The organism is Streptococcus mitis, assembly GCF_003942995.1.
Taxonomy (GTDB): domain Bacteria; phylum Bacillota; class Bacilli; order Lactobacillales; family Streptococcaceae; genus Streptococcus; species Streptococcus mitis_CV.
Genome location: NZ_RJOH01000006.1, coordinates 26,849 through 48,998 on the forward strand (window position 1 = coordinate 26,849; position 22,150 = coordinate 48,998).

General features: G+C 37.8%; 18 protein-coding genes, 2 tRNA genes and 1 pseudogene. 7 read left to right on the forward strand and 14 right to left on the reverse strand.

Annotation, left to right across the window (positions count from 1 at the left end):
- Positions 1 to 44 precede the first annotated feature (44 nt).
- On the reverse strand, positions 45 to 713 hold the full coding sequence (locus tag D8836_RS05115; protein WP_125393348.1) for an MIP/aquaporin family protein: 669 nt from the start codon (positions 711 to 713) through the stop codon (positions 45 to 47).
- Positions 714 to 970: 257 nt separating this feature from the next.
- On the opposite strand from D8836_RS05115, the gene D8836_RS05120 reads away from it, so the two are divergent.
- A complete protein-coding gene (locus tag D8836_RS05120; protein WP_000048147.1) occupies positions 971 to 1,735 on the forward strand; it encodes a (S)-acetoin forming diacetyl reductase in 765 nt (254 codons plus the stop codon).
- Positions 1,736 to 1,842: 107 nt separating this feature from the next.
- Here D8836_RS05120 and D8836_RS05125 read toward each other — a convergent pair whose 3' ends face one another.
- The 8 genes from D8836_RS05125 to D8836_RS05160 all read right to left on the reverse strand — a co-directional run bounded on the left by D8836_RS05125 (position 1,843) and on the right by D8836_RS05160 (position 11,361).
- A complete protein-coding gene (locus D8836_RS05125; protein ID WP_125393349.1) occupies positions 1,843 to 2,634 on the reverse strand; it encodes a DUF2785 domain-containing protein in 792 nt (263 codons plus the stop codon).
- A 61-nt stretch (positions 2,635 to 2,695) separates the two neighbouring features.
- Complete coding sequence (locus D8836_RS05130; protein WP_125393350.1) at positions 2,696 to 3,478, reverse strand: deoxyribonuclease; 783 nt, start codon at positions 3,476 to 3,478, stop codon at positions 2,696 to 2,698.
- A 19-nt stretch (positions 3,479 to 3,497) separates the two neighbouring features.
- The gene (gene pepF / locus D8836_RS05135; protein WP_125393351.1) at positions 3,498 to 5,294 is read right to left on the reverse strand and encodes an oligoendopeptidase F; all 1,797 of its coding nucleotides are present in this window, start codon (positions 5,292 to 5,294) and stop codon (positions 3,498 to 3,500) included.
- A gap of 10 nt (positions 5,295 to 5,304) precedes the next feature.
- Entirely contained in the window at positions 5,305 to 6,048 is a 744-nt protein-coding gene (locus D8836_RS05140) for a 16S rRNA (uracil(1498)-N(3))-methyltransferase (protein ID WP_125393352.1), read from the reverse strand.
- A 1-nt stretch (position 6,049) separates the two neighbouring features.
- Positions 6,050 to 7,000: a 50S ribosomal protein L11 methyltransferase gene (gene prmA / locus D8836_RS05145; protein WP_125393353.1), complete on the reverse strand. Its 951-nt coding sequence runs from the start codon at positions 6,998 to 7,000 to the stop codon at positions 6,050 to 6,052.
- A gap of 14 nt (positions 7,001 to 7,014) precedes the next feature.
- Positions 7,015 to 8,031, reverse strand: a complete 1,017-nt coding sequence (locus D8836_RS05150; RefSeq protein ID WP_125393354.1) for an AbiH family protein — start codon at positions 8,029 to 8,031, stop codon at positions 7,015 to 7,017.
- 50 nt (positions 8,032 to 8,081) lie between these two features.
- Positions 8,082 to 10,265, reverse strand: coding sequence for a S8 family peptidase (locus D8836_RS05155; protein ID WP_125393388.1), 2,184 nt, complete (start codon positions 10,263 to 10,265; stop codon positions 8,082 to 8,084).
- Positions 10,266 to 10,326: 61 nt separating this feature from the next.
- A complete protein-coding gene (locus D8836_RS05160) occupies positions 10,327 to 11,361 on the reverse strand; it encodes an ATP-binding protein (RefSeq protein ID WP_125393355.1) in 1,035 nt (344 codons plus the stop codon).
- Positions 11,362 to 11,417: 56 nt separating this feature from the next.
- On the opposite strand from D8836_RS05160, the gene D8836_RS05165 reads away from it, so the two are divergent.
- Positions 11,418 to 12,377, forward strand: coding sequence for an IS30 family transposase (locus D8836_RS05165; protein WP_125393356.1), 960 nt, complete (start codon positions 11,418 to 11,420; stop codon positions 12,375 to 12,377).
- Positions 12,378 to 12,650: 273 nt separating this feature from the next.
- Here D8836_RS05165 and D8836_RS05170 read toward each other — a convergent pair whose 3' ends face one another.
- Genes D8836_RS05170 through D8836_RS05180 form a run of 3 tightly spaced genes read right to left on the reverse strand, consistent with a single transcriptional unit; the run spans position 12,651 to position 14,637 of the window.
- Positions 12,651 to 13,079, reverse strand: coding sequence for an NUDIX hydrolase (locus tag D8836_RS05170; RefSeq protein ID WP_125393357.1), 429 nt, complete (start codon positions 13,077 to 13,079; stop codon positions 12,651 to 12,653).
- Between the two features lies 1 nt (position 13,080).
- Positions 13,081 to 14,148, reverse strand: coding sequence for a M50 family metallopeptidase (locus D8836_RS05175; RefSeq protein WP_125393358.1), 1,068 nt, complete (start codon positions 14,146 to 14,148; stop codon positions 13,081 to 13,083).
- An 18-nt stretch (positions 14,149 to 14,166) separates the two neighbouring features.
- Positions 14,167 to 14,637, reverse strand: coding sequence for a DUF3013 family protein (locus tag D8836_RS05180; RefSeq protein ID WP_125393359.1), 471 nt, complete (start codon positions 14,635 to 14,637; stop codon positions 14,167 to 14,169).
- A 115-nt stretch (positions 14,638 to 14,752) separates the two neighbouring features.
- Between D8836_RS05180 and D8836_RS05185 the strand changes: the two genes are divergently transcribed.
- The 4 genes from D8836_RS05185 (at position 14,753) to D8836_RS05200 (ending at position 17,360) form a co-directional block, all read left to right on the forward strand.
- Positions 14,753 to 16,024, forward strand: a complete 1,272-nt coding sequence (locus tag D8836_RS05185) for a replication-associated recombination protein A (RefSeq protein WP_125393360.1) — start codon at positions 14,753 to 14,755, stop codon at positions 16,022 to 16,024.
- A 264-nt stretch (positions 16,025 to 16,288) separates the two neighbouring features.
- A tRNA-Lys gene (locus D8836_RS05190) sits at positions 16,289 to 16,361 on the forward strand.
- A gap of 348 nt (positions 16,362 to 16,709) precedes the next feature.
- Entirely contained in the window at positions 16,710 to 17,225 is a 516-nt protein-coding gene (locus D8836_RS05195; RefSeq protein WP_000672743.1) for a DUF308 domain-containing protein, read from the forward strand.
- A gap of 62 nt (positions 17,226 to 17,287) precedes the next feature.
- Positions 17,288 to 17,360 (forward strand) — tRNA-Lys (locus tag D8836_RS05200).
- A 140-nt stretch (positions 17,361 to 17,500) separates the two neighbouring features.
- Here the strand turns inward: D8836_RS05200 and D8836_RS05205 are convergent.
- Together D8836_RS05205 and D8836_RS05210 are read right to left on the reverse strand one after the other, a co-directional pair.
- Entirely contained in the window at positions 17,501 to 18,589 is a 1,089-nt protein-coding gene (locus tag D8836_RS05205; protein ID WP_185761601.1) for an AI-2E family transporter, read from the reverse strand.
- Positions 18,590 to 18,598: 9 nt separating this feature from the next.
- Entirely contained in the window at positions 18,599 to 19,888 is a 1,290-nt protein-coding gene (locus D8836_RS05210) for a membrane protein (RefSeq protein ID WP_049516365.1), read from the reverse strand.
- 804 nt (positions 19,889 to 20,692) lie between these two features.
- Between D8836_RS05210 and D8836_RS05220 the strand changes: the two are divergent.
- Positions 20,693 to 21,805: pseudogene (locus D8836_RS05220) on the forward strand (low temperature requirement protein A); the annotation flags it as partial.
- Positions 21,806 to 22,150 lie beyond the last annotated feature (345 nt).

Here is a 22,150-nt window from a genome sequence, read left to right on the forward strand (position 1 = left end):
AGCCCTGTTCCTCGAGATGAGGAGCAAGGCTTTTTGAGTTTCAATTATTCTTCTGTTCCAAGGAAGTTTTTCGCAACGAGGGCTGCAAGAACTCCACCAACAATTGGTGCAAGGATGAAAATCCATACTTGTTGAAGGGCTGCGCCACCTACCAAGACAGCTGGTGCCAAGCTACGAGCTGGGTTTACTGAAAGTCCAGTAATGTTCAATCCGACAAGAATCATCGCCATCAAGGACAAACCGATTACCAAACCAGCAATCGCGCCATTGCCCTTGCTTGCTGATGTCACAGTCATGATAACCAAGACAAACAAGAAAGTTGCGATGACTTCAAACAAGAAACCACCAAAGACAGTGACACCGTTTGCCAAGGCATTTTCACCAAGACTAGCAGTTGACATACCTGAGTTCGCCAAGAGGAAGAATACCGCAGCTGACGCAAGGAAAGCTCCAACTACTTGCCCAAGGATGTAGTTGACAAGGTCTTTTGATGACAAACGTTTGTTAATAAACATAGCGATCGAAACAGCTGGATTCAAGTGAGCACCTGAAACAGTTCCGATTGAGTAGGCTGCAACCACGATGGCTAAACCAAAGGCAAAGGCGATTCCAAGGTGACCTAGGCCATCAAGACCATTTCCAAAAACAACAGCTCCTGTTCCGACGAACACAAGCATGAACGTACCGATTAACTCAGCAACAAATTTTTTCATTTTCTTTCTCCTTTTTTCAAAAACTAGATACTAGTCTATCAAAAGAAGGAAAGGGTTTCAAGAAAATTGATTGGAAATTTTCAGGACAAAATTCTATAAAAACGGTAGTGTTTATTTGAAACATTTTTTTCAAAGGTGTATACTAATAGCGTAGTTCTGATAGGGTTTACAAAACCCATTATCGAAGCTTATTTGTAAACCTTTGCTGTTCTTTTATGAACGTTTGAATGGTATCGTGAATACCAAGGAGGAATCATATGTCTAAAGTTGCTATTGTCACAGGTGCAGGTCAAGGAATCGGTTTTGCAATCGCAAAACGATTGGTTCAAGATGGCTTTAAGGTAGGAGTCTTAGACTACAATCCCGAAACAGCTGAAAAAGCTGTTGCCGAATTATCAGCTGAAAATGCCTTTGCTGTCGTGGCCGATGTTTCGAAACAGGCCGAAGTTGCACAAGCATTTCAAAAGGTTGTTGACCATTTTGGTGATTTAAATGTTGTCGTAAATAACGCTGGTGTTGCTCCAACTACTCCTCTTGATACAATTACTGAGGAACAATTTACACGCACTTTCGGTATCAACGTTGGTGGTGTCATTTGGGGTTCACAAGCTGCACAAGCGCAATTTAAAGCACTTGGCCACGGAGGTAAAATTATCAACGCAACCTCTCAAGCTGGTGTAGTCGGTAACCCAAATCTAACTGTTTATGGTGGAACAAAATTTGCTGTTCGAGGAATTACGCAAACATTAGCACGTGATTTAGCAGACTCAGGCATCACTGTTAACGCCTACGCACCAGGTATTGTGAAAACACCAATGATGTACGACATCGCTCATGAAGTGGGTAAAAATGCAGGAAAAGATGACGAGTGGGGTATGCAGACATTTGCAAAAGATATTACTCTAAAACGTCTATCTGAACCAGAAGATGTGGCTGCTGCTGTCAGCTTCCTTGCAGGACCAGATTCAAACTACATTACAGGACAAACCATTATCGTTGATGGTGGTATGCAATTCCATTAAGATACACAAAAAGAGGTTGGAAAATGATTCAACCTCTTTTATTAGTCTTCATTATTAGTTAGGAGGATACAATAGAAACTCTCTCAATAGGCAATATTAGCTTATCCCTAGTATTGAAAAGACTGGATAGCTTCTTTCAAGTCATCTTGTAAACTATTTCTCTGGTCAAGTTGGACATAGACTTCCAACAGACAGGACTTAAAGTTGGAAAATTTATAAAAATCTTCCCTTTCTTCTATCGGAAAGTCAACAGCTTTTATCCAAGAAGCTACTTGCTCTTGCTCCAACTTCCCTTGTAAAATAGGTTCATAGATCACTCTTGCTAAACGCCAATCCTCATCATCTGTAAAACGAATGGAAATTCTTTTAAATAGTTGGCCAAGTATCTCAAATACTTCATGAATTCTGTTTTTAGGAAAGTCTGGATGACAAACCACCTCTGTCAGTAAATCGGCTCCATGTGCAAAAGCATGAACCCAACCATACTGACTTGAAAAACCTGTTGTATCCTTTTCTTTTGAAAGATAATACAAACCTTGATTTAAAAGGACATTACGAATTCCTGCATTTAATACCTGATAAAAAATCGATTGCTGGTTGGCATCAGCAGACAAGAGATTTGCATAAATAAGCGCCCTAAAAGAACGTTCAAGTGTTGACAAGCCTACCTTATCAATCTCCTTATCTAACCCTCCATCAGATGAAATCCCTTCAGCAATGAAATAAAATTGTTCCTGTGTAAATAGCTCTTCCTGAATCCCTCTAGCAAAGCTTGTAAAAACAAGATCATCGCGAATTTCTGGAGAAGAATCTCCCAAATGATCAAGCAACCATTGGATTTCTTCCTGGTTATAACTTGGTTTTTCTCCTGTTATTTTTCTAAGTAACTCTTGATACATGGTCAATACCTCTACATTTCTAGCAACTGTTCAAAAAGCCAACCCAAGATAACTTTCTATCTTATTCTTTTTGAGATAGAGTTTTTCCTGCAGCAATTGCATCGGCCTCTGTCATCTCGACAACATTAGATTTAATAGTTTTTGAAGGCATTCTATCCTTACTATACCAATAAACTTTCGCATTCCCATGGTTTGCAACATAGACAATTCTATCTTGCTGTTGGGCTTTAGTATCAGCTTCATGAGCAATTCTTTTCTCTTCTTCTTTTTGAGAAATTAAAGACTCAACTGCATCTATCCTACCAAGTAATTCTGCCTTTTTATCATTATTTTCAATCTGATTAACTGTTTCTTTAGCAGACTTCGCTTGACTTGCATCTTGACTTTCTTCCAATTGTTTGACTAAGGTTTCACCTTTTTCTTGCAACTCATTTGCAGCTTTTTCTTTGGCAATTCTCTCTTCTTCTGCTTTTTCTTTAGCTTTTTTCTCTTCTTCAACTCGTTTTGCTTCTTCTGTACTAGATGAAGCATCGGTTGTTGACTCTACTTTAGCAGTGGATGCCGCAGTTTGCTTAGTTTCTGATTGAGAAGATGAAATTTTCTTTGTAACTGTCGGAGTTTGAAGAGAAACTACAACAAAACTAACAACAAAAAGTCCTATCATTAAATTTCTTTTTCGAATATCTGGTACTTTCTTTACAAAATACCAAATACCAACTCCGCTCAAAACAAGATAGAGAGTTGGAAGAGCAATCAATAAAATGATTCCCAACAAGACTAGGCCTATTTTGATAAAACGTATTCTTTGTGAATCCTGCTCCAGCCATTTTTTAATTCTGTTCATATCGTTATCCTAAATTCCCCTACTCTCCCAACTGGGCACTATAGGCGATAATCTGGTCAACCGTGTCTGACAAGAATTGGATGGTATCACGGAGTGGTTTGTCTGTTGAAATATCAGCACCGATAATCATGGCTGACTCAAGCGGTGTCTTGCTACCACCTGATTTGAGGAGATTGAGCCAGTCTTCAGCTCCAGTTTCTGAATGTTTCAGATGAAGGTAACCTGCAGTCGAGATAACAAGACCAGCAGAGTAAGTGTAGCTATACAAGCCCATGTAGTAGTGAGCTTGGCGCATCCAAGTCAAAGCTGCATCATCGTCGATTTCAATCGCATCTCCCCAGAAATCCGTCAAGACTTCCTTCATAATACTGTTGAGTTTGCTTGCTCCAAAGGTCTCCCCTTCTTCAATCAATGTATACACCTTACGCTGAAAGGCTGCTTCCAAGAGGTGAGTAATGAAATTATGGAAGTAGGTGTCTGTCAAGCGGTGAGCAAGAGCGAAGCGTTTTTGACGAGGGTCGTCAGATTGGTGCTCCAAGTAGTCACTGAGAAGCAATTCATTGAAAGTTGACGGTGCTTCAACATAGTAGGTCGACATGTGGGCGTTGAAATAGCTTTGGTGATTGTCTGAAAAGATGAATTGACCAGAATGCCCGATTTCATGAATCAAGGTATAGACATCGCTCAAACGACCTGTCCAGCTCATGAGGACATAAGGGTGCACGCGATATGGATCCGCCGCATAGCCACCAGAATCCTTGCCACTATTGGCAGCAAAGTCCACCCAGCGCTCTTCTTGATAGCGAGCAACTTCCTGACAATATTCTTGCCCCAAAGGTTCTACTGACTTCATGACCAAATCATAGGCGTCGTCAATAGTCACTTCAGGATTCAGGGCGCTGTCCAAATCTAATTTCCAGTCTGCAAAAGTCATCTTTTCAAGACCATTTACCTTGGCAACATGCTTGAGGTATCTCTGGGCAACGGGCGCAAAATCCTTCATGATGAGGTCAATCTGGCGGTCAAACATTCCACGGTCCACTTCTTGATCAGCCAGAAGATAATCAAAGACTGAGTCGTAGCCCTTCATATCTGCCAAGATTTTTTCAGACTTGACTTGGGCTAGATAGGCTGCTGCAGCCGTATTTTGGTGCTTACGAAGTCCTTCTGAGAAGGAACGGAAGGATTTCTCACGAACCTCAGCATCCTCATGGTTTTGGTAGAAATTTTCATAAGTCACAAAGCTGTTTTTGTAGGTCTTACCATGGGCTTCAAAATCAGCCATTTCGAAATCCCCAGCTCGCATCTTAGTGTAAATATCCTGCGGACTGTAGAAAATTTCACCAAGATTGGTCAAGGCTTTTTCCACATCAGCCCCTAGATAGTGGGCTTTTTTGATTTTGGCCTGACGAATGGCTGCCGTTAAATGTGGCAACTCACCCAATCGGTCCAAGACTTCCTCGTCTGCTGCCACCAAGGCATCGTCAAAGAAGGTCAAGGCTACACTGGCATCTGTTTCAAATTCCATACCAGCTTGGGCAATGTTAGCAAATTCGTCATTGCTATAGTCTGTCGTCTGAGGCATAAAGCCATAGTTGCCAATATGGCTCATCTGAATGTAGATTTGTTCCAATTCCGCAAAGGCCTTTTCAAAATCCTCAAAAGTGTGAAGATTGCCCTTGTAGTCACGGCTAAACTGGTTGATGTCTTCGCGAGCTTTCTCAATTGCACGCAAGAAATCCTCACGGTCTTGGTATAGGGCTGTTAAATCCCAAAGTTCCTTCTCTGGAAATTCTGAACGGTGTTTTTGTTCCATTTTCTTCCTCTTATTTCTCTAATTCTAATAAAACACTAAGGGCTGATAAGGCGTAAAGTGGTGCTGTTTCCGCTCGCAAAATGCGAGGACCAAGTCCTGCTAAGACTGATCCCTTAGCTTCGAAACTCTCAATTTCTGCAGGTGACAGACCACCTTCTGGACCAAAGATAAAGAGCAGTTTAGCTCCTGTTTCAAGACCAGTGACCGCTTGTAAGAGCGCAGCGGCTTCTCCTTCTTTGGCCGACTCTTCATAGGCTACTATGATAGAGTCAAATTGGTCAAGTTGGGCTAGAAAGTCTGCTTTTTTCTCAAAAAGCTTGATACTTGGAACAACATTACGCTTGCTTTGTTCTGCTGCTCCAAGGGCGATTTTTTCTAGTTTTTCAACCTTTTTACCCAATTTCTTGCCATCCCACTTAGCAACGGACCAATCGGCAGGGAAGGCCCAGATTTGACTGGCACCCAGTTCGGTTACTTTTTGAGTGATAAACTCCAGCTTGTCTCCCTTGGGAAAGCCAGATGCGATGGTCACCTGGATTGGTAATTCCACGTTGTCAGCTAACTTTTCAACCAACTCAAACTGACGATTTTCAACATCCAAGACGCGCGCCAAGCGCTTAATTCCATCATCAAAGACCAAAGTAACCTCGTCATCTTCTTTCAAGCGCATAACCTGAAACATATGCTTGCTGGTTTCCTTGTCCTCGATAATGACAGGAGAAATAGCACTGCCTTTGACAAAATACTGTTGCATGCTAGCCTCCAATCACACCTGAAATATCCTTAGTTTTTTTGAAAACACAGGCATTCCATTCCCCTTGAATCATGTGGGTTTCAAGGAAAAATCCAGCTGACTCAGCCGACTGGAGTACCATATCCCACTTGTCCTTGATAATCCCACTCATGATGAGGTAGCCTTCGTCCTTAACCAAACGATAGGCATCGTCTGTCAGATGAATGAGGATATCCGCCAAGATATTAGCTACAATCACATCTGCCTCAATCTCAACTCCCTTAAGCAAATCTCCTGCTGCTACATGGATTTTTTCCATACCAGGGTTGAGTTCAATATTTTCCTGAGCCACACGAACCGCCACATCATCCAGGTCATAGGCGAAAATTTCCTTAGCACCAAGTAGCGAGCTAGCAATGGAGAGAACCCCTGAACCAGTCCCCACATCTAGCACTGTCTCGCCACCACGAAGAACCTGTTCCAAGGCAAAGAGGCTCATCTTAGTAGTTGGATGGGTCCCAGTACCAAAAGCCATCCCAGGATCTAGCTTGATAATCTTTTCCCCAGCAGTCGCCTCATAGTCTGTCCACGACGGCACGATGGTCAAATCATGAGTGATGCGAGCAGGTTCATAGTATTTCTTCCAGTTGTCTGCCCAGTCTTCCTCAGCCAAGGCAGTCGTCCCCATCTTGACTTCACCCAAATCCATAAAATCTGTCAATTCTGCTAAGCGAGCCTGTAAGTCCGCCTCAACCACTGCCACATCAATCGTATCAGGATAATAGGCGGTCACAACGATTTCTTCTTGTTGCTCGACCTCTGGGAAAATCTCGCCGAAGCGATCCACATTTCCCACATAGTCCATGCTGTCTTCAATCGCAACGCCTTGCGCTCCCAGCTCGATCAAGAGATTAGAAACCAACTCCTCTCCCTCACGCTTAACTGTAACTTTTAACTCTTGCCATGTTTCCATTTTATATTTTAAAATTACTCCTCTATTAGTTCAAAAATAGTTTTACCAATAATAACAATAACATTCTCTCTTATTTTCTTCTTTAGTTGTAACTCAATATCAATACTATCTATAAATTTATCTTCTACCTTCTTGTACATACTGCGTACTCTTAGTGGGTTGCCTGCATCAAAATCAGGGACATAGTTATAAATTATAATAGGAACAGTACTATCTACTGAACGTTCAGCAATTTGTTGCCACAGATATTTATCTGTTTTTCCTAAGGAAACTCCATAAAGAATTATAATATCTGAGTTTTTTATAATGTCACTATTTTTAATGTGCATATTTTCTCTAAAACTTTTTAAACTCAAAGTTTTTATAAGAGCTTCTTTCTCTTCTTCAGTAAAGTTTTTTGCAATTTGTGTTTCATCACTAACTCCTAAAACAGTACAAATATCTAGAGTCCCATGTACATGAATTGGAGCATTAATATAAAAGAAAAAATTATTATTTCTTAATTTATTAAGAAATTTTACTTTTGATAACTCGTATAGTTTATCAATAACATTTGTATAGTTAAGAGTCAATATATTTACAGTATCATGTTGCTGTGAATTATCGTTATATTTTTTATCAATAACAGATTGGTTAACTGCAGGAAGTTCATTTCTTAAATTATTTAAAGTCGTTTCAAAATCAATTTTATACTTTTTATAATCGATTTTATTCTGTTCTTGCTTTAAATAATTTCTTAAATCATCAATAACATCTGAAAAATCATTAATAAACTTATTTCTTTCGTCTTCACTATAAAAGGTTATGACATTATTTATTGTTAATTGACCTATTGAAAATTCAAAGTCTGACCAATTTTCATAATTATTTACTTTATCAGAGAATAGAGACTCATAAATTAAATTTGAATATCCCTCATTCTTCTTTTTATTTGTATAAATTTTATTTTGATATTCATAGAAATCCTTGTATTTTGTTTTTAAACCATATTGCAAATCTAAACCATTTCCAACAATATATGTAATATTCATATCTTTGCCCTCTTGTATTCCTAAGATCTAAAATAAGGATAAAGTATCCACTATTCAAATTCAATTTCTTCATTTAAACTATTAAAGAGGTCTACTTGAGCTTCTACTTGCAATCTATTAACTAGCCAACCGCGTAATTCAGCTTGCTGAATAAAATCTTCAATACGATTAACCCCATTTAATTCTTTTAATGTAACTACTACACCAAAACGTACTCCTTGCCCATCACCGCGTTTCAAACGTTCGATTGTTTTAATGCTCATTCCCCACTGAGGATTGGATGGATTTAAAATTGCTTTAGCTCTCTTTCGAGAAGTAAACGATTCTCCAATATGCTTGACATTATCCCATTTCCTAAATATATTTCTTGCAGCGTTTTCTCTCACATAGCCTGGGGTATCTTCGGCATGCTGGTTATCTTTATTTATCGATTCGATACCGTCTGACTTTAACCTACCAAAAGTAAGCTGCATCTCAGTATTTGTATAATCAACCCCTTGATTTCTTGAGCAGTTAGGGAAATAGCACATTGTTGCCTTAGCTACATATGGATAACTCTCACTAGAAATAGGTACTGGAAAATCATAATTATAGGTATCATAAGCCTTAGAGATATCTGAAACAATAAATTTAATTTCATCATCAGGTGTAGATAAAATATCATCCATTTTTATCGGAACAATACCATTTCCTATCAAAGATAAATCAGTGAATGTTTTCTTATCATTCCAGGGTATTGCTGCATCAATTAGCAAAGCTTTTGCTTCTTCTCTGCTAAGTCCCATAATATGAATGAGATAGGCTATTTTCCTTGCAATAAAAGGTGCCGCAAAACTTGTTCCAGCTACACGACCTAATCCTAGAGGTTCACAAACATTTATAAAGTCACCATTTCCTCCTCCATAATATGACACATCTGGTTTAACAAAGAATGATAAAACAATCCCCTCTCGTGAATATGACACCGATTGATTATTAAAATCAACAGAATTTACTATTATAGAATTAAGTGAATCAGCAGGAGCACCTATTCTTTTACGTTTCCCATTTATTACTGAAGCATTTGTTCCAGCTATGATAAAAATTACATCATTCTCAAATTGAATTTCGTCTAATAATGCTCCCTCTGCAGAAATAAAATTTTCTCTAATTTCATCATTGGACCCTAAAGAAAGATTCCAAACCTTAATATCAGAATTCTGAGAAACAATCTCTCTAATTTGTTTTATAATAGTAAATGAATTGAAGCCACTTTGTAGTGATACACCAAAATGTCTTACCCTAAAATGTCCGCAACCATCGTCTAAATTGGGATTCAAATTAGCCCCATCAACTAGAAGAGAAGTAACAGCTGTTCCATGTTTATAGTCCTGGCTATCTTTTCTAATGTCATTTGAAATCAAATCGTAGTACTCAACCCACTCATTAAAGTATACGCTCTTATCAAATAAGGTATCAATGACACCGATAACTGGTTCATTAACTGGAGATGGAAGATTTATTTTAAAATCAATATTATTTAAATAAAAATCATCCAGAGATAATTTAGAAAAATCTTCAACAATCATGGAGACAAGATAGGGAGCTTTTGATAATAACAATTCAATATTTTTTCCATCAAGTAATACAGTTGTATTATTCATGACATTTGTCTCTGAAATATCAATATTAAGTTTATTAAGTAACATGAGAATATCTGTACGAACATCATAAAATGTCACAATAGAATTTTGAACATCTGAATCTCTAGCATATTCAACGCCAAATTTCTCAATAAAGCAAGAATCCCTCAAATACTGTTGAAATTTAGATTTTGAAATACCGTATTCCGCAAACTTTATGGAGGCAAATATTGATGAGTTAGAGAACATCTCATATGTCATCTTTCCATCGAAATTTTCTTCAAAAACTTCGATAATCTTACTAAGAGTTATAATTGTCTTACTAAGTACATCGCCAGAGATATAATGAGTAATAATATGCTTTGTCTTTTCATCATTAAATTTTGCTCCTACAATGGTATCATTTGGAATTTGGTACCCTCCTCCTACATTGAGATACCCGTTAATACGATTACTTTTAGCAACAATTCGATTATAGTAAACACTGATCAAAATACCATCTATAATGTTATTTTTTTCCCAATATTTTTTCGTTTCCTCTAGTGCAGAATGAAGATACTTCAAATGTTCCAATGTAATTATTGCTTTTTTGGGTATAGTTATTGGTCCCATACCATTATTTCTTGATTTTTGTGTAAAACTTTTTCCACGTAATGTCAATAATGTATTCATATTAACCCTCGCTTAATTCCCGTGATACGCTGCTTTTAGAAACACCTGTTAAAATCTCAATTTCTCGAACTGTAAAGCCTAATTTTGATAATTTAGAAATAGATAAATTTTTTCCATTATGAAAACTTCTTAATAGACGTTTTTGATAATCGTGTGGATCTTTTGGATCACTAAATGCCAATGATGTCCGTATCATATTTCTTAAATCACCTGGATTTGGAATTGTATTAGAACTATATATAATTTTTTTAAATAATTTCAAATCTCTTGCTACATTTTTAAATTGTTTCAATAAATCTTTTAAAATAACTATTGCAACCTCTACCTTATCATCATCCGAATAACGATCAAAATCTATAATAGCATCAAACCGCCTTGTAACTGCTTTATCTAGATTATCAAATAAATTTGTAGTTGCAATCAATATGATTTCAGGTGATAGTCTATCTATCTCTTTTAGAAAGGCAGAGGTTACTCGTCCCATTTCTCTTAAATCATTTTGATTCACCCTATCTAATACTATAGAGTCAATTTCATCAAATAGTATAATATAATTTTGTTTGAAAGGGAGGTTATTGATTTCATTAAAAAGGACTGCTAAATTTTTGACTGTTTGGCCCAACTTACTATCGACTAAATAACTAAAATCCACGACTAGTAATTCTTTACCAATAAGTCTAGCAACCTGCTTCACACTTTCAGTTTTTCCAGTACCTGGCGATCCCACAAATAAAAATTTATTTATTCCGATATGATGATTTACCGCATTTATTATCCCTTTCAAATCATTCATGATTGAAAGAGGCAGTGGGAGAGGACCAACATCTAGCTTACATGGAACCAAATACTGACTACTGTTTTCTACTTGTGGTAATAATCTATCACTTTGAGACATTAAACCCATAATATATTGTGCCAATTGTGCATCGCCTTGTTTATCAAAACTTCTAGCGATTGCTGTACATTGATTTCTAAATTCTATCTCCTTACACTCATAGTGGTACTTTATTAAATCAAGAACATCAGATTTTTTCATGATTCAATCCTCCTTTTACAAAATCATACCACATTCCTGGGACAAAATCAATTTATTTGGGACAAAAAACACATCTTTCGAGATGTTTTTTTAGCCGATGGAAAAAAGAAGGAAAATCAAATAGAGAAATTGCCTCTCTACTTGGAAAAGCTCCTCAAACTATCCATACTGAAATCAAACGTGGGACAGTCCGACAATGTGTTGGAAAAGGGCGCTTTAAAGAGCTTTATTCTGCCGACTATGCTCAACAGTCTTATGAAAATAATCGCAAGCGCTCGGTCAAGAAATCAAGCTTGACCAGGGAACTAAAGGAAAAGATTCTCCACTACCATAACCAAAAGTTTTCTCCTGAAATGATGGTCAAGGCTAAGGGCGTTAACGTGGGAATTTCTACCATCTACTACTGGATCCATCATGGAAAATTAGGATTGTCAAAACAGGATCTGCTCTATCCTAGAAAAGGAAAAACTACTAAGAAACAAGCTAGCACCTACTTTAAACTTGCTGGTCAATCCATCGAACAGCGTCCTGAAGCTATCAATCTTCGCTTGGAGAATGGACATTATGAGATTGATACGGTTCTACTTACGAGAGTGAAAAACTACTGCTTGCTTGTCTTGACGGATCGAAAGAGTAGACATCAGATCATCCGATTGATTCCAAATAAAAGTGCTGAGGCGGTCAATCAGGCTCTAAAACTCATCTTAAAACAACACAAGATTCTATCCATTACGGCAGATAATGGTACAGAATTTAACCGCTTGTCTGATGTGTTTTCTAAGGAACACATCTATTATGCGCACCCCTATGCCTCTTGGGAAAGGGGAACTAATGAGAATCACAACAGACTCATTCGTAGATGGTTACCTAAAGGAACTAAGAAAACGACTCCTAAAGAAGTCGCCTTCATCGAAAATTGGATTAACAACTATCCTAAAAAATGCTTGAACTACAAGTCACCCAGAGAAGACTTCTTACTGGCTAACTTGAACTTGAAATTTGGCAAAATTTACTGAATTTACATATGATTGCCCAATTAAGTCTTTTAGTTGACTGATACATAAAAATTTAATTTCTTTTGATGAAAAAATTTTACTTAAACGACTTTCCATCACCTTTGATAAGTGTACATGCTTATTTTTTAATTTTTGTTTTACACCCATATAGTCTTTTGCATATATAAAATGAGTAGCTATCTTTTTTGTGTCTATGACAACAACCTTTGTCTTATCTTTTTGGCACAGTGTTTAGGGCGGGTCCAGTTTAGAAATTTAACTGAACCGTCCTTTCTAATCACTTACTTTTAAATAATCTTTTAATCTCTCTTGCAACTGAGGGACAACTTGACTAGAACTAAGAAATTCCTCAACATTCATGAGCTGATAGCCCTGTCCTTCATCACCAAAGGTGATATTGTCAAACTGTTCTTGACTTAGCTGACCAACCATAAAGACAGAGTGCCGACCTTCATAGAGCATACTTGGGTAAACCTTGCTCCAAAGCAGACAATCCTCAGTCAGATGAATTCCCAGTTCTTCATAAACTTCACGCGCCGCGCACTCAAAAGGACTTTCATTACCTTCGCGTCCACCACCGGGCAGTTCCCACATATTGGGCCAGGGAATGCTTGCCTTATCATCGCGTAAGATAGTCAAGAGCTTATCCCCACAAAACAAAGCAATCTTGCAACCTGTGAAATCAGAAATTTCTAGTTCCATATTAGACTCCTTCGGTTAATTCCTTTTCCAGCTCGGCTAACCAGTTTTGATAATAGATTTTCTCATCCCGTAACATTCGGCTACTATTCATTTTCTGTCTAGCAATCTTCATAGCCTTGTGAGTTTGAACTACATCTTTCTTTACCTTAAATTGATACCAAGCTTGAATGACCTGCATATCTGCTGTTTTTATAGATAAAAAGGATTTGACCCCTCGAATACTTGCATATTCTTCCGCTTTCTTATTATCTCCTTCCATCAGAGCAACTTGAAGAAGGTATAATTGAGAGCTAGTTTTAGACATTGGATTGTCTGTTTTCTCTAGCACAGACTGCAACTGTTGCTTTGCAAGCTCTATATTATCATCCAATATGAATACCAATCCCTGAAGAGTCTGAACACTTTCTGCAAAACTCCCTCTCACATCCTCATCAACAGACATGATAAAGTCTTTCAAGTCATATTCTTGAGGAGCTAGCAAGGTCTGGGCAGAATGCCTCAACATCAGGTAGGCGTATTTCGTATTTTCAGGGTGTTGTAGTAATTCCCAAATTTTTGCTCCATCGGTAATCCCAACTGGCAGAGCATTGAATAGAAGAAGAGATAAATTTAGACAAATCCAAGTGCCTGCAAAATACCAGTTTGTTGTCAAAAAACCAAAAAGTGTTGCCAATAATATCAAGCAAAGGTGAACTATCAAGCCTCCTGAAAGCATCAAGATGATTCTTTGATCACTTTCATTCTCTTTTAAACCAATATACTGAGCACCAACATTTTTTATAACTGCTGTTCGACTAAGATGAAGCCTTCCTGACTTTTTGGTTAAAAGAAAGTTCCCTAATCCAAAAGCCACCAGACAATAGCCTGTCAGATAACCACAAAATGCATGACCAAGCTCATGAAGAATAAAGATTACATACATGCTTAGAAGAGCGAATGCATAACCAAAAGTAAAGACTAAAACTGCGGAATACCCCAACTCTGCAAATGCGATTGTTCCACAAGCAAAAGCTAGCATCATCACAAGAACAGACACTGTCTGAATCAAATACGTCACAATTTTTTTCATAAACTCTCCCAATAATCCCTAGTATCTTGGATAAGGATAAAATTCTCCCTCTTCCAAGCCAACTTTTCCTTCTTCAAAGACTTCTTGGTTCCATTCCATGACAAATTCTTCTGCTTCTGGGTCTTCCAAAAAATCCATGAGCGCATCTAGTCCAACCTCGGCAGTATCTTTAAGGAAAAGCGCAAAATAAGCTAAAAATTCACGAGAAAATCCTTTTTTAGGCAAGTAAGGGATGACAGTCAAATAGTCTTCTGCATTGACTGTTGATTTAGCAGGATTGTAAAAAAGCACTGCTTCTTCAAAGAGGATATCTTCTGATGAAACCTCTCCATCTTCATCCACCATCTCCACACCTGTAGCATTTTGTGCCTCCAATAGAAAACTCACTTCAACCGCGTGGTTGCGCTTGTCCCAACTAATCTCAAAGTCAAAGGGAAAATTTTTCTCCAACTCTTCCTCTAAAACATCTAAAAATCCATATGTTGCCATTTTGTCCTCTTTCTATGCGACTCTTAAATCGCCCCGATTGCTCGGAAATATGCTAAAATAGATACTACCATCTTACCACATATACATCAGAAAATCCACGTTAGAAAGGACTGCTATGCCAGACAATCTCGCGCTTCGCATGCGCCCTAAAACCATCGACCAGGTCATTGGTCAGGAACATCTGGTCGGGCCTGGAAAAATTATCCGCCGCATGGTGGAAGCCAACCGCCTGTCCTCCATGATTCTTTATGGACCTCCTGGAATCGGCAAGACCAGTATTGCATCTGCCATCGCAGGGACGACCAAGTATGCCTTTCGAACTTTCAATGCGACAGTAGATAGTAAAAAAAGACTCCAAGAAATAGCTGAAGAGGCGAAATTCTCTGGTGGTCTCGTCCTATTACTAGACGAGATTCATAGACTAGATAAAACCAAGCAAGATTTCCTCTTGCCTCTTTTGGAAAGTGGACTAGTCATCATGATTGGGGCTACAACTGAAAATCCTTTCTTTTCTGTCACTCCTGCCATTCGTAGCCGTGTTCAAATTTTTGAGTTGGAACCTCTGTCTAACCAAGACGTCAAAGAGGCTCTTCAGATAGCTCTAAATACCCCTGAGCGTGGTTTTGATTTTCCAGTAGAACTAGATGAGGAGGCGCTGGATTTCATCGCAACCTCTACAAACGGAGACCTGCGCTCTGCCTTCAACTCACTGGATTTGGCAGCTCTCTCTACCCCTGAGAATGATAAGGGCATCCGCCACATCACCCTCGACATCATGGAAAATAGCCTGCAGCAGAGCTACATCACTATGGATAAGGATGGAGATGGCCACTATGATGTTCTCTCAGCCCTGCAAAAGTCTATCCGTGGCTCAGATGTGGATGCCAGTCTCCACTATGCTGCCCGCTTGATTGAGGCTGGTGATTTGCCAAGTCTCGCTCGTCGCTTGACTGTTATCGCTTATGAAGATATCGGTTTGGCCAATCCTGAAGCCCAGATTCACACCGTGACTGCTCTTGATGCTGCCCAGAAGATTGGGTTCCCAGAAGCCCGTATTCTCATTGCCAATGTCGTGATTGATTTGGCCCTTTCTCCGAAATCCAACTCAGCTTATGTGGCTATGGATAAGGCACTTGCTGACCTCAAAACATCAGGGCACTTGCCTATTCCGCGACACCTGCGTGATGGGCACTACAGTGGAAGCAAGGAACTGGGGAATGCCCAAGACTATCTCTATCCACACAACTACCCTGGAAATTGGGTCAAGCAAGACTATCTACCAGAAAAAATTCGTAATCATCACTATTTCCAAGCAGAAGATACTGGTAAATATGAACGGGCTTTGGCTCAAAGAAAGGAAGCTATCGACCGTTTGCGAAAAATCTGAAATCCTTTTCAAAAAATTGCACTTTCCTCTTGATTTTTTTTGAAAAAGTGGTATTATATAAACATAGAAACGCTGTGGTGTACGACTTCACACTTAAGTGTTGACCGACTATTTTTTGTATTATTAGGGAAACAAAAGTCTTCTAACAGCATGTAGGCCGTCTCACACGGAAACAGCTTCAGTTAGAGCGAGTTGCCCACCTGCTTAATTGCGCGGGTTCAATACAAACCGTGAAGTTTCGGCACCAATACAGCTTTTTTCTTTGCCTCCTTAGCTCAGCTGGCAGAGCAGCGGACTCTTAATCCGTGGGTCACAGGTTCGATCCCTGTAGGGGGCATCTACATACAACAGGAAAAGCCTTGTAAATCAAGGCTTTTTTTGCTTGTCTATAACTGATTTACCCCATCATTTGTCCCACATTTTAAATCTATCTTTTCTTTTTGAATCAAATTACATCTTTACAAATAGTGTAAAGCCAGTTACTTTTGCTTTGATTCCATACAATATTTTCATGTAGAGAAGACAAATTTTATCTTCTCTTTTTATTTTCAAAATAATAAAAACTGATTTTCTTTTCATAAATCAGACTGAAACTTCCAAATTTTCCATTTTGTTTATTGACATTTCCTCTAAAAAGGTGTATAATATTTTTATTATCAAACTATACTATATAGGGGATATTGAAATGAAATTTTCTAATCGTTTATCGCTATTCCTTGCAGGAGTTATTTTTGTCCTTTTAGCACTCTTTCTATTTACAGACCCAGTAGCTAATCTTGTTGCTTACAGCTGGTGGATTGCATTTGGTTTACTGGTTGCTTCTATAGCAGCTATTTTAGGCTATTTCTCTGTACCAAAAGTGCTTCGCTCACCAGCTCATCTTTTCCAAGGGATTGTTAATCTTCTCTTAGCTCTTTACCTCGTTGCCTATGGCTTTGTGACGCTGCCAGTTGTCATTCCAACTATTTTAGGAATTTGGTTAATTGTAGAAGCCATTATAGCTTTCTTTAAAGGCAATCGTCTGGGATTGATTTTCCCTATTATTGGCAACCATATCATGTGGATAGCGTTGCTTGCATTTTTACTAGGTCTAGTGATTTTGTTCAATCCAGTAGCTACAAGTGTCTTTGTCGTTTATGTCGTTGCCTTTGCATTTTTAATTGTTGGTTTCACCTATATCCTTGATGCCTTTCGTAAATAATCTAGCTGCCATTTTGGGCATATTAAAATAGCTGGGAAGTTACATTCTCAGCTTTTTCTGTTGCCTCCTTAGCTCAGTTGGTAGAGCAGTAGACTCTTAAGCTATGGGGCGCAGGTTCGAGCCCTGCAGGGGGCACATCTAAATCAACAGAAATAAGCCTTGAAACCAAGGCTTTTTTTAACGTCTAATAGCTTTTTGTAGAAAAGTATTTAAAAATAAAAGAGAAGAGAATCTCTCACTCTCTTCTCAGTATATCTTATTAAATTTAGTTTTTCTTAATCTACCTGATTTTCCTTTGCAACGACAAATTCTTTAACCAGTCGATAGATAACAGCAAATATCGGTGTAAAGAATATCATCCCAAGTAAGCCAAAGAGATTGCCTCCAATACTAGCAGCCGCAAGCGTGAAAATAGCTGGCAAACCAATAGACTGACCTATAACTCTAGGATAAATAAGGTTTCCTTCAATCAGCTGTATAACTTGATATAGAAGAAGAGAAAGTAAGGCTTGAGTAGGACTCACTGTGAAGATAAAAATCGCTCCCACAACACAAGCAATCATAGGCCCTACATAAGGAATGAACGATAGCACTCCTGCAAAGATACCTGTCATTACTCCATAGGGTATCCCAAACACGCTGTAACCAACCGCTATCATAACTCCTATGATAACTGCTTCAATCAGCTGACTCATCAAAAATTGGTCATAAGTCTCTAGTGCTACTTGTCCAATGTAAGTCAACTTTATCACCACCTTCTCTGGAAGAAAAACTTTTAGAAGTCGACTCGTCATCGCTGCCAAATGTTCCTTACTGGATAAAAATGAAAAGGTGAAGACTATAATCAAAAAGGCATTCATCAAACTTGAAAAAATATTGCCGATATTACTAGTCAGACCTGATAAAAAACCTATCAAAGCTTGGCTAATAGAACTAGATTGTCCCTGTATGCCTGATACGATAGTTGACAACATGTCTTTGGTTACAAATTCCGAGCTGCCTAGCAATTTCCCAAGTTGAGTCAGGACTGTTGAAAGGACTGTTCCCAGCTGACTAATAGTCTGGGCTAGGGTTGGCAGCACCAAAACCAAAAGAGCAATCACGATTAAGATAAGAGCTAGGAAAACAAGTACCATGGCAATCGGACGACGCAACTCTGCCTTTACCTTCAATTTAACTAAGTACTGTTCAATTTTTTTCATAGGAACATTAAGCACAAAAGCAATAACAGCACCATAAATCAAGGTTGATATTACATCAAAGAGAGAGATTGCTCCTGATATAAAGCTCGATGCATTCAGAATTACAAGAGCAACCAGCCCTATAAAAAGGATTAACGGAGTATATTTTTTAACTAAGTTCATAAATTCTCCTTAATAAACATGTTTAGATACGACTATACTATTTGGTTTTTCAAACTCTCGATTAAGGTAGGCTTGGTAAGTTCCTGGAGCGATAAATCCTTTGGGTGAGAGGATATCGGTGCCAGCCTGACCGACTATGGTATCAGCCAAGAGCACACAGTTTGTAGATAAGACAAAGTAGGATTTAAACTTAGATTTGATAAATTTATAAAGTTCCCCATCTGTCTCATGTCTGATTTTATAAGCGTAGGTGTAGTCTTCCTTACCATCACCTGTCATGATTTTATCTGCACTTGGCTCCCATGGAATCGTCAGTTGTTTCAATTCAGCCAACTTTTTCTGAACTGCTTTTTCCATTTCAGGCGTCAAATCTATCCCATAACCAAAAAGCGTTTTTTGACTCTCACGTTTACATAGGTCAATGTACTTGTCACGATCACAGAAATATAAGACACCATCTCCTACCATACCAAATAAGGTCTCAGATGACGGATCATAGTTGCCATAAGAAATAACACGGCCTTGATAGCAGATATCCACATGACCAATAGCTGAAAACAGGGAGGTCTCAGCTGTATGAACAAAAATTTCTAGCTCTGCTGTCTTACCAGACTTCACTATTCCAAGATGGATATCTTCTTCCTCATCAGCATTTTCCAGCATAAATTTGTTAACTTTTGCTAAAGTTCTTGCAGGGATGAGAGCGGCTAGGACAATAGGTAAGCTAATTCTAATACGACGTTTGAGATGGTTTTTCCCAATTTCCCCCTCAAACAAGAAACCATCACGGATATTGGACACACCATAAAGGAAAAAATAAGCCCCTAATACAAAGAGTTGAAAGACAGAATTTCCTGTAGAGGACAAAAGACTAGTCCCACCAAGAAAAACTAGTACGAGTCCATCTAGTAAGAGACGAAAACGAGGTCGAATTTTGTTTTTGCGGTAGAGAACATAGGTGACAAGGTTAATACTAGCATGAAAAATCTGATAAACTCCAATCACAAGAGCCAAAATATAAATCGGCACATCCGTCGCAAGATTGGAGCCAAGCAAATATCCCAGCACTAACAATTTAACCAGTGCAACTCCCAAGGTGTCCGTTGACTGACTTTTTTTGAAAATACGTAATACTAAATCTAAGACCGTTGCTATCCAAGCTAAAAACAGAACCAGTCGAATAACCTTTACTGGCAACCAAGTCCCCGTGACCATCAAGATGAGACCTAGCAGAACAAACAAGAACCCCTGAGCAAGTAATTTCTTACCTGTCAGACCTAAAGATAGAATTTTCGCCATATAAAAACCTTTCAACAATAAAAATTAAACACTCCGATTAAACTGACTAGTAAATAGCCAACACTACAAACAGCCTGTGCCAGCAACATATGGTGACTAGAAATGACTGTAATAATGTCACCATCTTGTCTTATGCACTTCTAAAATTTGTTATATTGATTAGAAACCAGAGCTTATAAAAACTAGCTAAACTCGAGAGATAGACACAATTGCGACGAAAAAATGTATAACCAATTCAACTTGTTAAGGTAAGAAAGCATTATTTCCAATCTATTAATTATTCATCTATTACCTATTATGACACAATATTCCCTATAGTTCAACTTTTTACTTGTTTTTATATTACACGGACTAAAAAGTTTTCAACAGTTGATTGCATTTGTTTTAATAAGTTTTAACCTTTCTTGGTTAGATAAAAAAAGAACCATACAGTTTAGAATCTGTATGGTTTTTGCCCCACTTTTGTCCCATTTTTAAATCATGACATTGAAAATACCTAAAATCACTTATATTTCAATATTTTTAATTGCTCTCAATATGAAAGTCCTTTCCAAATCCCTGTAGGGGGCATCTAAATACAACAGGAAAAAGCCTTGGAATCAAGGCTTTTTTGTGTAGTCTTAGCACTAAAAAACGATAGAAAAAACACCCCTTCTGAACTGCACCCCAAAAGTTAGACAGAAAAAACCTAACTTTTGTGGCGCAGTTCATTCGCGCCACATGAAGTTATTTAAGCATCTTCTTTTCTCTCATTACCATTTTATGTTATAATAAATTGTACTTCTAAAATAGAAAGGTCTTAAGATGACAACTCTTGTTAAACATAAACGTGTAAATTATTCAGAACTTTTTTATGATCTAGTTTTTGTTTTTGCGATTTCAAAAGTAACTGCTTTAATTCACCATCTTCATAACGGTATTTTGACTTGGAATTCTTTGCTTGATTTTTTCATGTCTNTCTTGCTTCTCATCGATTCCTGGATGATTCAAACCGATTATACCAATCGCTATGGAAAGAACTCTTTATTTAACATAGTAATCATGTTTATCAAAATGGGAATTTTACTCTTTATAGCCAATATGATTGGACCTGATTGGCAACAATATTTTCATTATCTCTGTTGGGCTATTGGTACATTAACCCTTACCTTATTTTTTCAATATTTGGTTGAATTTTTTAGAAAATCAACCGATGATGTTAATCGGGAAAGTATCAAAGGTTTTCTATGGATAACAGGTCTACGAAGTTTAGAAATCTATCTAGCAGCTCTTCTTCCTATTTACATTGGAGTCTATATCCTTTATGCTAGTATTCTGCTAACATTTATTACACCAATTACCTCGATTAGTAAAGATGATCATTACCAGGTAAATCTCCCCCATTTAATCGAGCGCATCTCCCTTCTTGTCATTATTACGTTTGGAGAGATGATTATGGAGCTAGCTAACTTCTTTACAATCGAGAATTTCTCGATTTATTCGGTTCTTTATTTCATTATTATGCTTTCTCTGTTCTTGTTTTATTTTGGTCAATTCGACCATGCTATTGATGAAAAATCTAATCAAAAGGGACTATTTCTAATTTACAGTCACTATCCTATTTTCATTGGACTTATGATGATGACCGTTTCGATGAGTTTTCTTCTGAATCCTGAAGCTAATCTTCTCTTTGCAACCAGCTTCTCTTATATCGGATTTGGCCTCTTTCAAGCTGCTGTCCTAGTAAATGGGCCCTATAACAAACNCTATCTTCGCTATTCGAAAAGTTACTACTGTGTCCAAGCGACACTCTATCTGGCTGCCTTGATTCTCTCTTTAATCTTTGCTTCTAATCCTATAATAGTAGTGAGTATAACAACCATTTTAGCTCTAGCTATAGCTATTCATTCTATTTATTTTTATATGACACAGACTAAAAACATTCCACACCTTACTGGGAGTTGTTTTAATGAGTTTATAAGATTAAAAAGCTTTGGGAACCAAGGCTTTTTTTCATTAATTTGTTTTTCCATTTTATCCTCCGATTTGAACTCGCACTGACATTTATTTATAACAACACTATATATCTAGTATGGCCCAATCATTAGGTATTATAGGTTTTCAAACCAAATGTGAGTTATTCGTTTTTGCCCCATTTTTAAATCCTGACATTGAAAATACCTAAAAGTATTTCCCTAAAATCAGCTATATTTCAACATTTTTGTTTATTTTCAATATGAAAAGTTCTTACAAATTCATGTAGGGGGCATCTACATACAACAG

Bases quoted from the DNA above. Each gene is read 5' to 3' on its own strand.
- D8836_RS05115 (WP_125393348.1), bottom strand. From the start codon at position 713: ATGAAAAAATTTGTTGCTGAGTTAATCGGTACGTTCATGCTTGTGTTC.
- D8836_RS05120 (WP_000048147.1), top strand. From the start codon at position 971: ATGTCTAAAGTTGCTATTGTCACAGGTGCAGGTCAAGGAATCGGTTTT.
- D8836_RS05125 (WP_125393349.1), bottom strand. From the start codon at position 2,634: ATGTATCAAGAGTTACTTAGAAAAATAACAGGAGAAAAACCAAGTTAT.
- D8836_RS05130 (WP_125393350.1), bottom strand. From the start codon at position 3,478: ATGAACAGAATTAAAAAATGGCTGGAGCAGGATTCACAAAGAATACGT.
- pepF (WP_125393351.1), bottom strand. From the start codon at position 5,294: ATGGAACAAAAACACCGTTCAGAATTTCCAGAGAAGGAACTTTGGGAT.
- D8836_RS05140 (WP_125393352.1), bottom strand. From the start codon at position 6,048: ATGCAACAGTATTTTGTCAAAGGCAGTGCTATTTCTCCTGTCATTATC.
- prmA (WP_125393353.1), bottom strand. From the start codon at position 7,000: ATGGAAACATGGCAAGAGTTAAAAGTTACAGTTAAGCGTGAGGGAGAG.
- D8836_RS05150 (WP_125393354.1), bottom strand. From the start codon at position 8,031: ATGAATATTACATATATTGTTGGAAATGGTTTAGATTTGCAATATGGT.
- D8836_RS05155 (WP_125393388.1), bottom strand. From the start codon at position 10,265: ATGGGACCAATAACTATACCCAAAAAAGCAATAATTACATTGGAACAT.
- D8836_RS05160 (WP_125393355.1), bottom strand. From the start codon at position 11,361: ATGAAAAAATCTGATGTTCTTGATTTAATAAAGTACCACTATGAGTGT.
- D8836_RS05170 (WP_125393357.1), bottom strand. From the start codon at position 13,079: ATGGAACTAGAAATTTCTGATTTCACAGGTTGCAAGATTGCTTTGTTT.
- D8836_RS05175 (WP_125393358.1), bottom strand. From the start codon at position 14,148: ATGAAAAAAATTGTGACGTATTTGATTCAGACAGTGTCTGTTCTTGTG.
- D8836_RS05180 (WP_125393359.1), bottom strand. From the start codon at position 14,637: ATGGCAACATATGGATTTTTAGATGTTTTAGAGGAAGAGTTGGAGAAA.
- D8836_RS05185 (WP_125393360.1), top strand. From the start codon at position 14,753: ATGCCAGACAATCTCGCGCTTCGCATGCGCCCTAAAACCATCGACCAG.
- D8836_RS05195 (WP_000672743.1), top strand. From the start codon at position 16,710: ATGAAATTTTCTAATCGTTTATCGCTATTCCTTGCAGGAGTTATTTTT.
- D8836_RS05205 (WP_185761601.1), bottom strand. From the start codon at position 18,589: ATGAACTTAGTTAAAAAATATACTCCGTTAATCCTTTTTATAGGGCTG.
- D8836_RS05210 (WP_049516365.1), bottom strand. From the start codon at position 19,888: ATGGCGAAAATTCTATCTTTAGGTCTGACAGGTAAGAAATTACTTGCT.